We start from the raw sequence: 11,460 nt of genomic DNA, 5'->3' as shown, positions 1-11,460 counted from the left end.
AACCGCCAGGCGGGCGCGCTGCGTGTCGGATCTGTTACACCCTGTGATGGAGCTGGCCTGGAAGCCCCTCCAGGCTGCACCGACACGAGGAGAACCCGTAATGAAGTCGACGACACGCGGCATGCGCATCGCATCGGTTACCGGCAGCGTCGCCCTCGCCATCCTGGCTTGCGCCGCCCCGGCCACGGCGGCTCCGGCCACCGCCGGATCGGCCAGGGCGGGCGACATCTGCCTCTACTCCGGGCGGGACTACTCCGGCTCGTCGTGGTGCTGGAACCCGGGCAACGGTTACGTGGACGTCCCACCGGCCCTGCACGACAACGTGGGCTCGTTCATGGCGCACGCCGACGGATGCTTCATCAACTGGATCAGCGTCCCCGACCGCAAGGAGACGCGCGTCGTCCGGGACGGCGACTACCGCAAGGTGTACAAGAACGACTTCGGCGGCAAGATCGACGCCGTGGCGCCCCGCTGCTGAGGCCCTGAGCCGGGTCACGAGCCCCGGACGCACGCGGCGCGACGGGCCCGCGACTCACCTGGGGCCAGGCCGGCACGGCGGTCACCGACCGGCGGCCTGGCCCCGCCGCCGACAGCGCCCGCTGTCGCCGCACCCACCGCCCACCTCCCGCCGGATCGGCAGCCCCTGTCGCCTATAACGTCGGCTATCCGGGAACGCACGGGGGTGCCAAAGGCCGACATTTGCCGACCGTGTAGGTTATAACCGTCAGCGACAAGACGGGACGGCGATGGGCGAATCAGCGGCCGAGCTCTACACGACGAAGGCGGACTACGCCTACCTGCGCGTCAAGGAGCTGATCCTGTCCGGGAAGCTGGCCCCCGGCTCCGTCATCGCGCAGGCGCAGCTGGCCCGCGACATCGGCATCAGCACCACACCCCTGCGCGAGGCGCTGCGCCGGCTCAAGAGCGAAGGGTTGGTCGAGCTCGACGCCCACCGCGACGCCCGCGTCGCGGCCCTGGCCGCCGAGGAGGCCCGCGACCTGCTCGAACTACGCCGCTCCCTCGACCCCCTGGCGGTCGCGCTGGCGGCCGAGCGCCGTACCAAGGCCGACATCGCCGCCATGCGCGCCGCCCACGAGGGCCTCGAACCCCTGCCCGGCAACCCCGCCTACGAGCAGTTGGTCGCCCACCGCAAGTTCCACGCCGCCCTCTACTCCGCCTCCCACAACGACCTGCTCATCCGGACCCTCGACAGCCTGTGGGACAAGGCCGACCGCTACCGCCGCCTCGCCCTGGAGGTCGAGCGCGGCCAGGCGGCCCGCGACCGCAAGGCCGCCGAGCACGAGGCCCTGCTGGAGTACGTGATCGCCGGCGACGCCGACTCCGCCGCCGCCGTCATGCGCGAGCACATCGACACCAGCCTCGGCGCCCAGGCCGCCTGGCGGCTGCGCAAACACCCGAACCCGGCGGACCAGGACGGGGTAGATGCCTGAAGCCTGGCATCGGCACGCGGTCCTGCTCGCCCACTCCACCGGCACCCAGGTGATCACCTTCGTGCTGCGGCCCACCATGTCGTACCGCGCGATCGAGCTCGACGTGCCCACGGCCTGGCTCGGCGTGCTCGGCGCCAGCTTCGCCATCGCGCCGCTGCTGCTGGCCCTGCCCGCCGGCCACGCCGCCGACCGGTTCGGCGAGCGCCGCATGGCCGTGGCGGGCGCGCTCCTGCTCATCGCCTCCGCCGTCGCGTTCACCATGTTCGGCCACACCGTCGCCGGCCTGGTCGCGGCCGGGGTCCTGCTCGGCACCGGCCATCTGGGCAGCGTCATCGCCCAGCAGGCGCTGGTCGCCAACACCACCGAGCACGGCCGCCACGACACCGCCTTCGGCCACTACACCTTTGCCGCGTCCCTCGGCCAGGCCGCCGGCCCGCTCCTGATCGCCGTGCTCGGCGGCGACGGCTCCATCCCCGACACCGGCAGCATCTTCGCCTGGTCCTGCGGCCTGGGCGTGCTCGTCCTGGCGCTGTCCGTGCTGCTCCCGGCGAGCGGCCAGGCCGGCCGGAGCCGGGCCGAGGGCGGGGACCTGCGCTCGCTGCTGCGCCTGCCCGGCCTCGCGCACGCCCTGCTGACCAGCTGCGTGGTGCTGGCCGCGGTGGACATCACGCTGGCGTACCTGCCCGCGCTCGGCACCGAGCAGGGCCTGACCGCGAGCGCCGTGGGCCTGCTGCTGACCGTTCGCGGCGTGGCCTCCATGGCCTCGCGCTTCTTCCTCGGCCACCTCGCCCGCCTCGTCGGCCGGCGCAGGCTGCTGGTCGCCAGCACCCTCGCCGCGGCCGTCGCCATGGTGCTGACGCCCGTGCCCATGCCGCTCTGGGCGCTGGCCGCCCTGCTGCTGGTGGCGGGGTTCGGGCTGGGCGTGGGGCAGCCGCTGACCATGTCGTGGCTGGCCGAGTCCGCCCCCGCCGGGATGCGCGGCCGGGCCATGTCCCTGCGCCTGGTCGGCAACCGTACCGGCCAGCTGGTCATCCCCGGCGCGGCCGGTCTCGTCGCCGCCGGGCTCGGCGCCGGCGGCGTGCTCCTCGTCACCGCGCTCAGCCTCGGCTGGGCCGGTGTGGCCGCCCGGCGGCTTCCCGTCGATCCCTAGGAAGGTTCCACCATGACCGTTGTCACCGCAGACCTGTACGACGAGCGCGGCGACGAGCTCGACTCCTGCGACCTGCAGCTGCGCCAGTACGGCGGGCGCCGCGCCTTCAGCGGCACCGTCGTCACCGTCCGGTGCCACGAGGACAACGTCCTGCTCAAGTCCGTCCTGTCCGAGCCCGGTGCGGGCCGGGTCCTGGTGGTGGACGGCGGGGGCTCCCTGCACGCCGCCCTCATGGGTGACGTCATCGCCGGCATGGCGGTCGCCAACGGCTGGGCGGGCGTGGTCATCAACGGCGCCGTACGCGACGTCGCCGCCCTGCGCGAGCTCGACCTGGGCGTCAAGGCCATCGGCTCCAACCCCCGCAAGAGCGCCAAGAACGGCGGGGGCGAGCGCGACGTGCCCGTCACCTTCGGCGGCGCCGCCTTCCGCCCCGGCGCCGAGCTGTTCAGCGACGACGACGGGATCCTGGTCACGCGCGGGTAGCGCGTTCCTGCGGGGTGAGGGATCTTGCGCCGATCGGCCGCCATGGTCGAGCCTTTCCCTCATGACCTTGGACGCGGAGACGTCGGCCGCCATCGAGGCGCACCGTTGCGTCGCTCCTGGCGCCGGCGGCGGGCCGTGGCGGTGCAGTGGCTGCGGGCAGTTGTGGGAGCCGCTGCCCCCGCCACCGGTGCCGCGCCCCGAGCGTGACGCCGACGCCCCCAACCGCAGGTCCGGCATGGCCGCCGGCGCCTCGATGGGGGCGCTGTGCCTGGCGTCCATCGCGGCCTCGAAGCTCCTCGCCGTCGCGTGGTGCGCGGCCGCCGTGCTGGGGCTCGTCTGGTCGTACCGGTGGGAGCGAAGCCGCTGAGACCCGGGTCAGGGACCTTCGACGGGCAGGAGGGGGCCGGTGAGGGGTTCGTTCCTGTCGCAGGTCAGCTCGCCGTCCCGCACCCGCAGCCGGGCGGCCTGGACCGACGAGCGGCGGCCGCCGCCGGGGTGGGTGAAGTAGAAGATCACCGCCTCCTCCCCCGTCACCACGACGTCCGCGTGGTGGCCGAACCCGTCGTCGTCGGGGCGCGTGCCCGGCTCGTCGAGGATGAGGCCCCGCGGCTCCCAGACGTCGAGGTCGTCCGAGGTCAGCACCCGCTGGCCGTGCCACTCGTCGACGATCATCCAGTGCCGGCCTCCGAGCGTGAACACGTTGGGGCCCTCGTGCGCGGAGATCGTCACGGCGGGCCCGCGGACCTGCCAATGGTAAAGGTCGGGGCTGTCGGCGGCCCAGGTGTGCGAGCCGTCGGCCTCGTCCTTGTACCAGAGCCGGTGGCCGCCGCCGGGCAGCGGGGCCACGCAGGCGTCGATCACGTACGGGGAGGACAGGCCGAGGGTGGACCGGAAGGTCCAGCGTACGAGGTCGGGGCTGGTGTAGTGGCGGAGGTGGCGCTCGTGCCCCGGCCACGCGCTGGGGACGCCGCGGATGACGCTGACGTACATGTGGTACGTCTCGCCGTCGTCGACGATCTCCGGCGCCCAGTACGTGTGCCGCCCCCACTCGGTGTCGAGCCCGTCGATCGTCCCCCGGTAGAGCCAGGTCACGCCCCCGTCCGCCGACGACGCGACGCCGAGGTCGGTGCCGTGCACCCAGCTCACGTCCCCCAGGTCCGGGGCGCTCGCGCGGCGGCTGGTGTAGACGAGCCACCAGGCGCGCTCGGCCCGGTTCCAGATCAGGGTGGGGTCGGTGGCGCCGTCGTGCATGGGGTCGCGGTAAAGCGGCCGGGAGCTCATCTGGTCCCTTCCACGTGCGGGTAGATCGTCGGCAGCACGATACCGGCACGCGAAAAGGGCACCCCTGGTCAGGGGTGCCCTTTGGGGGAACGCGAGCTCAGTTCGCGGGGAGCTTGACCGACACCGGCTGGACGACGGGGCGGCTGTCACGCTCGGCCCAGGCGCCGGTGGAGTAGGCGACCGGGAAGTTCTTCTTGCCGACGCCGCCGCCCCACTTGGTCACGACGTAGTCGACCTTGATGTGGCCCGCGCCGGCGACGCCGTCCACGGCCAGGGTGTTCGGGTTGAACTTGCCGCCGGTCAGCTCGGCGAACGTCTTGGCGTCCAGGTCGAGCATCACACCGGTGTTGGAGGGGTTGCCGGGACCGCGGTCGCCGACGAAGAACGGAAGCTTCTTGCCCTTGTAGACGACGTAGCCCTCGGTCATGAGCGGCCAGCTCGGGCTGGCGACCAGACCCTTCTGCATGGGCTTGCCGGCGGCGGGCAGGCCGGTGTCACCGGCGCGGCCGGAGGAGTCGTCCCAGAAGTAGGACGCGGTGGTCGAGCCCTGGAGCACGGCCGTCTGGCTGATCGTGCTGCCGGCCTCGGCGTCAGCGTGCGCCGCAGGAGAGCCGACGGCCACAGCGGTCAGCACAGTAGCGGTGAGCATGGCGATAGAGTGCAGGCGAGCAGACATGAGCAGGCGGGGTCCTTTGTTAGGCGACAGGGCACACGCTCGTGGATCACGCAGCAGGGCGATGACGCCTCATGGGAACTACGTGGAGCGTTGGATCCGGGGAGATGGATCCGGAGTCCGCCGAGTGGTTGGTAAGGTCCAGGTCACTCGCCGGTAACGAGTACCAAGCTACCCATCGAAACGGACAAAGGCAAACGAAACCCCATGAAACGGGCATAGATCTACGTTTGGGGTAAAGCCTTCAGTCAGGAACGTCCCGGCAGGTCAGGCGCGCCGGGACGTACGAGAGAAGCGTCAGGCGCGTCGGATCACCGCGGCGCCCAGCGGCGCCAGCTCCACCGCACCCGACACCGCCCGCCCGGTGAGCAGGTCCGTCCCCTCCCCCTCGAACGGGACCGACGCGCCCAGCTCGCCGCTGTGGTTGAGCAGGAACACGTACTCGTGCTCGTCGTCCCCCCGCACGGAGCACTCCACGTGCGCGGGCGCGTCAGGGAACGGCGACCGGACGCCCGCCGCCGACACGGCCGCGAGCAGCTCGGCGTCGAAGGCCTCCTGGTCCAGGAGCGTGGCGAAGTACACGACGCGCCCCGCGCCGAAGCGGTTCTCCACCACGGCGGCCCGCCCGGCCAGCAGGCCGTCGCCGTAGGTGGCCAGGGCCGTGCCGGTCTCCAGGTGCAGGTCGTCGCGCCACCACGTCGAGGTCGTCCGCCGCCCGTCGGGGAACTCCACGGAGAAGACCTCGTGCGGCCGCGCGGGCCAGTATTCGTCCACCTTGGCCCCGATGAGCTGCCGGAACGCGCCCGGGTAGCCGTCGGGCCGCACCCGGTTGCACCCGTCGACCACGCCGGAGAAGAACGACATAACGACGGTCCCGCCGTTCTCGGCGAACTCGATGATCCGCCGCACGCCCTCGTCGTCGATCAGGTACGCATTCGGCACCACCAGCACCTTGTACCCGTCCAGCGAGGACGACGCGGACACGACGTCCACCGGGAACTGGTTCGACCACAGCGGCGTGTAGTGCCGCATGACCGTGTCCGGGTAGCTGAAGTCCTGGCGCGGCAGCCCCGCGGTCTCCTCCAGCCCCCACCAGCCGTCCCAGTCGAACAGGACGGCGATCTCGGCACGCGAGGTCGTCCCGGCCACGGGAGCGAGCAGCTTCATCTCCCGCCCCAGGTCCACGATCTCCCGGAAGGTGCGCGAGTCCGGCCCGGAGTGCGGCAGCATCGCCGAGTGGAAGCGCTCCTGCCCGCCGCGACTCGCCCGCCACTGGAAGAACATCACCGAGTCCGCCGCCCGCGACACCGCCTGCAGCGAGCCGAGCCGCATCCGGCCGGGCTCCTTGACGATGTTGAGCTGCCACTGGCTGACCGCGCTGGCCGCCTGCTCCATGAGCAGCCACGGCTGGCCGCCCTTGAGCGAGCGGAACAGGTCGTACTGGAAGGCCGCCGAGACGTACGAGTCGGCGTCGGCGGGGTTGGGGTAGATGTCGAGCGCGACCGCGTCCTCCTCGGGCGCCCACTTCCAGTAGTCGGCGTGCTTGAAGAAGCGCATGAAGTTCGTCAGGACCGGGAGGTCGTCGCGGAAGGAGCGGACGATGTCCCGCTCGGCGACGTAGCACTCGAGGAGCGCGTCCGAGGTGAAGCGCTTGAAGTCGAGGCGGCGGGCGGGGTTCATCCAGGTGCGCGGGATGTGCGGCACCTCGATCTGGTCCCAGTCGGTGTAGCCCTGGCTCCAGAAGCGGGTGTACCACGCCTCGTTCAGGGTCTCCAGGTCGCCGTAGCGGCGCTGCAGCCAGCGCCGGAAGTTGACCGAGGATGCCTCGTTGTACGCCGTGGGCCCGTACTCGTTGGAGATGTGCCACATCGCCAGCGCCGGGTGGAAGGAGTAGCGCTCGGCGAGCTTGGTGGTGATGTTCGCCGCGTACTCGCGGTAGATGGGCGACGACGGGTCGTAGTGCAGCCGGTTGCCGAACCCGAACCGCTCCCCGTCGGCCATGACCGGGAACACCTCGGGGTGCAGGTGCGTGAGCCAGACGGGCGGGGCCGCCGTCGGGGTGGCCAGGTTGACGCTGACGCCGTTCTCGTGGAGGAGGTCCATGATCTCGTCCAGCCAGCCGAACTCGTACTTGCCCGGCTCCGGCTCCAGGGACGCCCACGCGAAGACGCCGAGGGAGACGATGTTGACGCCGGCCTCACGCATGAGCCGGACGTCCTCCCGCCACACGGCGGGGTCCCACTGCTCCGGGTTGTAGTCGCCGCCGTAGGCGAAGCCGCCGATTCGGTTCCTGAAAGCATCCAAGCGCGACATTTCACTGCTCCTGTAGAGAGGGGAGGATCCTCGACGTGATCCCGGCGGTCGCCGCGGCCACGCGGGCCGCGCCGTCCGGGCCGGTGTCGCCGTCGGCGAAGGTGACCGCGTACCGGAAGGACAGCGACGCCCCCGGCTCCACCGGGCGTACGACGTCGAAGAACGGGGCGGGGCAGACACAGGCGTACATCCCGCTGCGCACGAACCACTGGACCTGCTCGGCGCCGGAGTCGTCCACGAACACGAGCGTGGAGGCCGCGTCGTCCTCGTCGTGGTCGCCGGCGTAGGCGAGCCACCGGCCGCGCTCGCCCATCAGCTCGTCGCCGCCCTGGCGCCCCTCCATGTAGACGCGCCCGTCGCTGAACGACCGGGGCCCGCGCCAGAACAGCCCGCCGTACCCGGCGTTGGGCCGCCCCTCGGTCGTGGGGCTGCCGATCGGGACGGCGGCGCCGGAGACGTTGGTGAACTCGGTGGCGTAGGCCAGCGTCCAGGAGTCGCGCTCGACGAGCGCGCCGAAGGTCCGCCGCTCGGTGAACCAGGGCTCGCCGGTGCTGGCCACCCAGGTCAGCGACTCGCGCACGGTCACGCGGTCGTCCCCGGCGTCGATCGCGTCGAAGCCGGTGTGGACGATGGCGCCGTTGTTGTCCTCCTGCACGTAGCCGCGCCCGCGCACGTACGTGACGCCGCCCCAGAAGTTCTGGGCGCCCACGTTGGGCAGCGACCAGGCGATGCCCTTGTGCCAGACGTGGTCCCAGGGGCGGTAGAGCGACACGAGGCGCCCCGAGAGGGTGCGCAGCGGGTGGAAGTACGGGCGCGGAGACTCCAGCTGCCGGTCCCACGGGCCGTAGACGTACCGGAAGAGGTCCACGCCGTCGTGGGTGAGCGTCAGGCCGCGCCCGCGCTCGTCGGTGAGGCGCAGGCCCCCGGTCGGCTCGGTCATCGCTCGTCCTTTCCGGGCTCGACGGACACGGCGGTCAGCCGCCGTTCGGAGCCGGTGATCTCGTACACGGGGCCGGCCGCGACCTTATCGGAGGCGTACAGCTGGACCACCTCCGCCCCGGCGCACTCCTCGACCCGGTTCATACACCCCTCGCGTCGGAAAGTTTCTGGCATACTTTCCGAAAGATTACCGTGACATTGCCGAAGGGTTACGGTAGGCTCGGGCCTGCGGCGATGTCAACAGCACTGATCGGGTAGCAGTCTGCACCAGGTCAGCGGGCAACCTGCCGCTTTGAGGTGTTTCCGAAAGTTGCAACTCGGAGGTCCTGTGGCTCGAGCAACGCTGGCGGACGTCGCCGCCGCCGCCGGAGTGTCCGTGCCGACGGTCTCCAAAGTCCTGAGCGGCAAGAAGCACGTCTCCGCCGCCACCAGGGACAAGGTGCTGGAAGCGGTCAGGGCCTTCGGATACGAGGCCCCGCGCCCGCCGAGCACGCCCCGGGCCGGCCTCGTCGACCTGCTCATAGACGGGCTCGGCTCCCCGTGGGCCCAGGTGCTCATCAGGGGGGCGGAGCAGGCGGCCGCGCGGTGGGGGTTCTCGCTCGTGGTGACCTCGTCCGCGCGGGCCGACTTCGACCTGCGGCGCTGGATCGGGATCGTGCGCAAGCGCAGCACCGACGGCATCGTGCTGGTGCTGTCGCGGGCCAACCAGGAGGAGATCGCGGCCATCGAGGAGCTCCTGCACGTGCCCCTGGTGCTGCTCGACCCGGTGGGCAAACGCGATCCGCGCATCTCCACCGTCGGCGCCACGAACTGGTCGGGCGGCGTCATGGCCACCACCCACCTGCTGGAGCTGGGGCACACCAGGATCGGCTTCATCGGCGGGCCGCTCGACACGCAGTGCACGCTCGACCGGTACGAGGGCTACCTGGCGGCGCACCGCACGTTCGGGATCGACCCCGACTCCGGGCTGACCCGTTACGGCGACTTCCTGATCTCCGGCGGCAAGGAGTTCGGGGCCGAGCTCCTCGACCGCCCCGACCGGCCCACGGCCATCTTCGCCGGCTCCGACATGCAGGCGGCGGGCGTCTACCAGGCGGCCACCGAGCGCGGGATCCGGGTGCCGGACGAGCTGTCCGTGGTCGGCTTCGACGACTCCACGTGGTGCGAGATGATGTCGCCGCCGCTCACCACGGTCCGCCAGCCGCTCGACGACATGGCCAACGAGGCGGTCCGCCTCATCTCGGAGGAGCTGACCCATCCGCGGGGCCCGGTCGGGACGCGCATAGAGCTCGCCACCAGCCTCATCGTCCGCAGCAGCACCACGCGTCCCGCGTCATGATCGTCACAGCGGAGCTGCGCGTGTCCGCGTACGCGATCTGCGTCGAGGACGGCAAGATCCTCCTCGCGCGCTGGGTCGGCCCCTCCGGCGAGCGCCTCTGGACTCTCCCCGGCGGCGGCCTCGACCACGCCGAGGACCCCGTCGACGCCGCGATCCGCGAGGTCGAGGAGGAGACCGGCCACACGGTGGCGATCGAGACCCTGCTGGGCATGAGCACCCTGCGCCGCCGTTACCCCCGGGGCGAGGGCCGCGAGGCGGACTTCCACGGCCTGCGCATCGTCTACGAGGGCCGCGTCACCGGCGGCACCCTGCGCCACGAGGTCGGCGGCAGCACGGACCGGGCCGCGTGGGTGCCCCTCGACGAGGTGGCCGGCCTTGAGCGGTCCGAGGTGGTGGACGTCGGCCTGGAGCTCCACCGTGTACGGCCCGGCAACGGCAGGGTGGCCTAACCGGTCAGCACGAGGGCGCCGCAGACCAGGAGGAACAGCGCCACGCCCAGGCCGCGCTGCCGCCAGGAGGAGCCAGGCGCGGTCACCAGGGCGGCGAACGGGTAGGCGAGCACGCTGCTCAGCACGACGAACAGGCCCACAGAGCCGGCGGTGAGCTCCCAGAACGGCACCAGGAACAGCGGGGCCGCGAGCGCGACGTGCCACGCGGGCCGGACGCGCAGGAGGTGGAGCAGCGGCCAGGCCAGCACCGGCACGAGCCAGCGCCCCATCTCCCAGGCCGCGACGAACTGCCCGACGCAGCCGAAGTAGTGCCCGCACTGGGAGGTGTCCGCCAGGGCGGAGGCGAGCAGCGCCCACCCGAAGTGCAGGAACGGCAGGATCGCCCCGGCCACCCCCGCGACGACCACCCGTTCGGGCAGCCGCTGAGCCGCGCTCGGCGAGCCGGCATTCGCTAAGTCCATGCTCGACAGCTTCTCATTCATGGCGCCCGGGACAAGATGAACTCCTCGTACCCGTCGGGCGGCCGCAGGCCGCGCGACAACATCCAGTGCACCCGCCCGGCCCCCGTCAGCGCGAGCGTCGCCCGGTAGCCCAGCTCGACGTCCGCCCGCTCGAACCGCCCCGCCGCCCCGGCCAGGTAGTCGTCCACCGGATCCGCGAACGTGCTCAGCGCCAGCGCCGCCAGGTCCGCCCCGACGGGCGCCGCGCCGAGCGTGGCCCAGTCGAGCGCCACGGTCGTGTCGCGTGCGGCGATCAGGTTCCCGTCGGCGAAGTCGCCGTGCGTCAGGACGACCGGCAGCCGGGCCAGGGCCCCGAGCAGCTCGTCCTGCCGCCGCCACAGCCGGGCCACCCGCGGGTCGGCGTCCACGGGGGTCCACTCGCCGGCCGCGAGCCGCTGCGCGAGCTGGTGGCCGGCCAGCCACGGCACGTCGGGCACCGCCGCGGCCGCCTGCCAGGCCCCCAGCCTGCGCGCCGCCGTCCGGGGCGACTCGGGCCCGCCCTCGACCTCGGCCAGGTAGATCACGTCGCCCACGACGCCGTGGCAGCGGGGCGCGGCCAGCCCGGGCCCGGTGGGGAGCAGGCCGCTCCGGTAGGCCAGGGGCTCGCGCCGCCAGTACGCCCAGTGACGGGGATCACCGGCGTACGGGGCGTGCCGCCCGCCGCGCAGGGGCCGGGCCTCCTTGCGCACGACGCGGAAGGCCACCTCCTCGCCGTCGCACCGGGCCACGCCCGACAGCCGCGTCACGGCCCCGGTCGCCGCCCCGGTGCCCCCACTGATCGGCTCGGCGCGGCACGTCACCACCACCCCGCCCGGCCGGCCGAGAACGTCGGCCAGCACGGGCTCGGGCAGCACGTCGGCCAGCACGGGCTCGGGCGGCACG

14 protein-coding genes are annotated in these 11,460 nt (G+C 72.3%); 7 read left to right on the top strand and 7 right to left on the bottom strand.

Annotation, left to right across the window (positions count from 1 at the left end; translation table 11 throughout):
- Positions 1-100 precede the first annotated feature (100 nt).
- The 5 genes from ABZS69_RS28015 to ABZS69_RS27995 all read left to right on the top strand — a co-directional run bounded on the left by ABZS69_RS28015 (position 101) and on the right by ABZS69_RS27995 (position 3,451).
- The gene (locus ABZS69_RS28015; RefSeq protein ID WP_355377739.1) at positions 101-478 is read left to right on the top strand and encodes a peptidase inhibitor family I36 protein; all 378 of its coding nucleotides are present in this window, start codon (positions 101-103) and stop codon (positions 476-478) included.
- Between the two features lie 268 nt (positions 479-746).
- Positions 747-1,451 carry a GntR family transcriptional regulator gene (locus ABZS69_RS28010; protein WP_355377737.1) on the top strand — a complete coding sequence of 235 codons (705 nt, stop codon included), beginning with the start codon at positions 747-749 and terminating at the stop codon, positions 1,449-1,451.
- On the top strand, positions 1,444-2,601 hold the full coding sequence (locus ABZS69_RS28005) for an MFS transporter (protein WP_355377736.1): 1,158 nt from the start codon (positions 1,444-1,446) through the stop codon (positions 2,599-2,601). Before ABZS69_RS28010 ends, ABZS69_RS28005 begins: the two co-directional genes overlap by 8 nt.
- 12 nt (positions 2,602-2,613) lie before the next feature.
- On the top strand, positions 2,614-3,084 hold the full coding sequence (gene rraA / locus ABZS69_RS28000; protein ID WP_355377735.1) for a ribonuclease E activity regulator RraA: 471 nt from the start codon (positions 2,614-2,616) through the stop codon (positions 3,082-3,084).
- Positions 3,085-3,145: 61 nt separating this feature from the next.
- Positions 3,146-3,451, top strand: coding sequence for a hypothetical protein (locus ABZS69_RS27995; RefSeq protein WP_355377734.1), 306 nt, complete (start codon positions 3,146-3,148; stop codon positions 3,449-3,451).
- A gap of 8 nt (positions 3,452-3,459) precedes the next feature.
- Here the strand turns inward: ABZS69_RS27995 and ABZS69_RS27990 are convergent, their stop codons facing one another.
- The 5 genes from ABZS69_RS27990 to ABZS69_RS27970 form a co-directional block, all read right to left on the bottom strand.
- Positions 3,460-4,365, bottom strand: a complete 906-nt coding sequence (locus tag ABZS69_RS27990) for a hypothetical protein (RefSeq protein ID WP_355377732.1) — start codon at positions 4,363-4,365, stop codon at positions 3,460-3,462.
- A gap of 97 nt (positions 4,366-4,462) precedes the next feature.
- Positions 4,463-5,014: a hypothetical protein gene (locus ABZS69_RS27985; protein ID WP_355377731.1), complete on the bottom strand. Its 552-nt coding sequence runs from the start codon at positions 5,012-5,014 to the stop codon at positions 4,463-4,465.
- A 321-nt stretch (positions 5,015-5,335) separates the two neighbouring features.
- Positions 5,336-7,342 carry a beta-galactosidase gene (locus tag ABZS69_RS27980; protein WP_355377729.1) on the bottom strand — a complete coding sequence of 669 codons (2,007 nt, stop codon included), beginning with the start codon at positions 7,340-7,342 and terminating at the stop codon, positions 5,336-5,338.
- Between the two features lie 10 nt (positions 7,343-7,352).
- Positions 7,353-8,291: a PmoA family protein gene (locus ABZS69_RS27975; RefSeq protein ID WP_355377728.1), complete on the bottom strand. Its 939-nt coding sequence runs from the start codon at positions 8,289-8,291 to the stop codon at positions 7,353-7,355.
- Positions 8,288-8,434, bottom strand: coding sequence for a hypothetical protein (locus tag ABZS69_RS27970; protein WP_355377727.1), 147 nt, complete (start codon positions 8,432-8,434; stop codon positions 8,288-8,290). Before ABZS69_RS27970 ends, ABZS69_RS27975 begins: the two co-directional genes overlap by 4 nt.
- 184 nt (positions 8,435-8,618) lie before the next feature.
- Between ABZS69_RS27970 and ABZS69_RS27965 the strand changes: the two genes are divergently transcribed.
- Together ABZS69_RS27965 and ABZS69_RS27960 are read left to right on the top strand one after the other, a co-directional pair.
- A complete protein-coding gene (locus ABZS69_RS27965; protein WP_355377725.1) occupies positions 8,619-9,629 on the top strand; it encodes a substrate-binding domain-containing protein in 1,011 nt (336 codons plus the stop codon).
- Complete coding sequence (locus ABZS69_RS27960) at positions 9,626-10,078, top strand: NUDIX hydrolase (protein ID WP_355377723.1); 453 nt, start codon at positions 9,626-9,628, stop codon at positions 10,076-10,078. Before ABZS69_RS27965 ends, ABZS69_RS27960 begins: the two co-directional genes overlap by 4 nt.
- Here the strand turns inward: ABZS69_RS27960 and ABZS69_RS27955 are convergent.
- The gene (locus ABZS69_RS27955) at positions 10,075-10,539 is read right to left on the bottom strand and encodes a hypothetical protein (protein ID WP_355377721.1); all 465 of its coding nucleotides are present in this window, start codon (positions 10,537-10,539) and stop codon (positions 10,075-10,077) included. The two genes, ABZS69_RS27960 and ABZS69_RS27955, sit on opposite strands and share 4 nt — an antisense overlap.
- 17 nt (positions 10,540-10,556) lie before the next feature.
- Entirely contained in the window at positions 10,557-11,459 is a 903-nt protein-coding gene (locus tag ABZS69_RS27950) for a phosphotransferase (protein WP_355377719.1), read from the bottom strand.
- Position 11,460 lies beyond the last annotated feature (1 nt).

Source organism: Nonomuraea sp. NPDC005650 (genome assembly GCF_040605375.1).
GTDB lineage: Bacteria > Actinomycetota > Actinomycetes > Streptosporangiales > Streptosporangiaceae > Nonomuraea.
This window is presented reverse-complemented; position numbering and strand designations above follow the sequence as displayed.

What these genes read in the sequence shown, in the direction of transcription:
- ABZS69_RS27985 (WP_355377731.1), bottom strand. Translation starts at nt 5,014, where the DNA reads ATGCTCACCGCTACTGTGCTGACCGCTGTGGCCGTCGGCTCTCCTGCG.
- ABZS69_RS27975 (WP_355377728.1), bottom strand. Translation starts at nt 8,291, where the DNA reads ATGACCGAGCCGACCGGGGGCCTGCGCCTCACCGACGAGCGCGGGCGC.
- ABZS69_RS27995 (WP_355377734.1), top strand. Translation starts at nt 3,146, where the DNA reads ATGACCTTGGACGCGGAGACGTCGGCCGCCATCGAGGCGCACCGTTGC.
- ABZS69_RS27970 (WP_355377727.1), bottom strand. Translation starts at nt 8,434, where the DNA reads ATGAACCGGGTCGAGGAGTGCGCCGGGGCGGAGGTGGTCCAGCTGTAC.
- ABZS69_RS27990 (WP_355377732.1), bottom strand. Translation starts at nt 4,365, where the DNA reads ATGAGCTCCCGGCCGCTTTACCGCGACCCCATGCACGACGGCGCCACC.
- ABZS69_RS27960 (WP_355377723.1), top strand. Translation starts at nt 9,626, where the DNA reads ATGATCGTCACAGCGGAGCTGCGCGTGTCCGCGTACGCGATCTGCGTC.
- ABZS69_RS27955 (WP_355377721.1), bottom strand. Translation starts at nt 10,539, where the DNA reads ATGGACTTAGCGAATGCCGGCTCGCCGAGCGCGGCTCAGCGGCTGCCC.
- ABZS69_RS28015 (WP_355377739.1), top strand. Translation starts at nt 101, where the DNA reads ATGAAGTCGACGACACGCGGCATGCGCATCGCATCGGTTACCGGCAGC.
- ABZS69_RS28005 (WP_355377736.1), top strand. Translation starts at nt 1,444, where the DNA reads ATGCCTGAAGCCTGGCATCGGCACGCGGTCCTGCTCGCCCACTCCACC.
- rraA (WP_355377735.1), top strand. Translation starts at nt 2,614, where the DNA reads ATGACCGTTGTCACCGCAGACCTGTACGACGAGCGCGGCGACGAGCTC.
- ABZS69_RS28010 (WP_355377737.1), top strand. Translation starts at nt 747, where the DNA reads ATGGGCGAATCAGCGGCCGAGCTCTACACGACGAAGGCGGACTACGCC.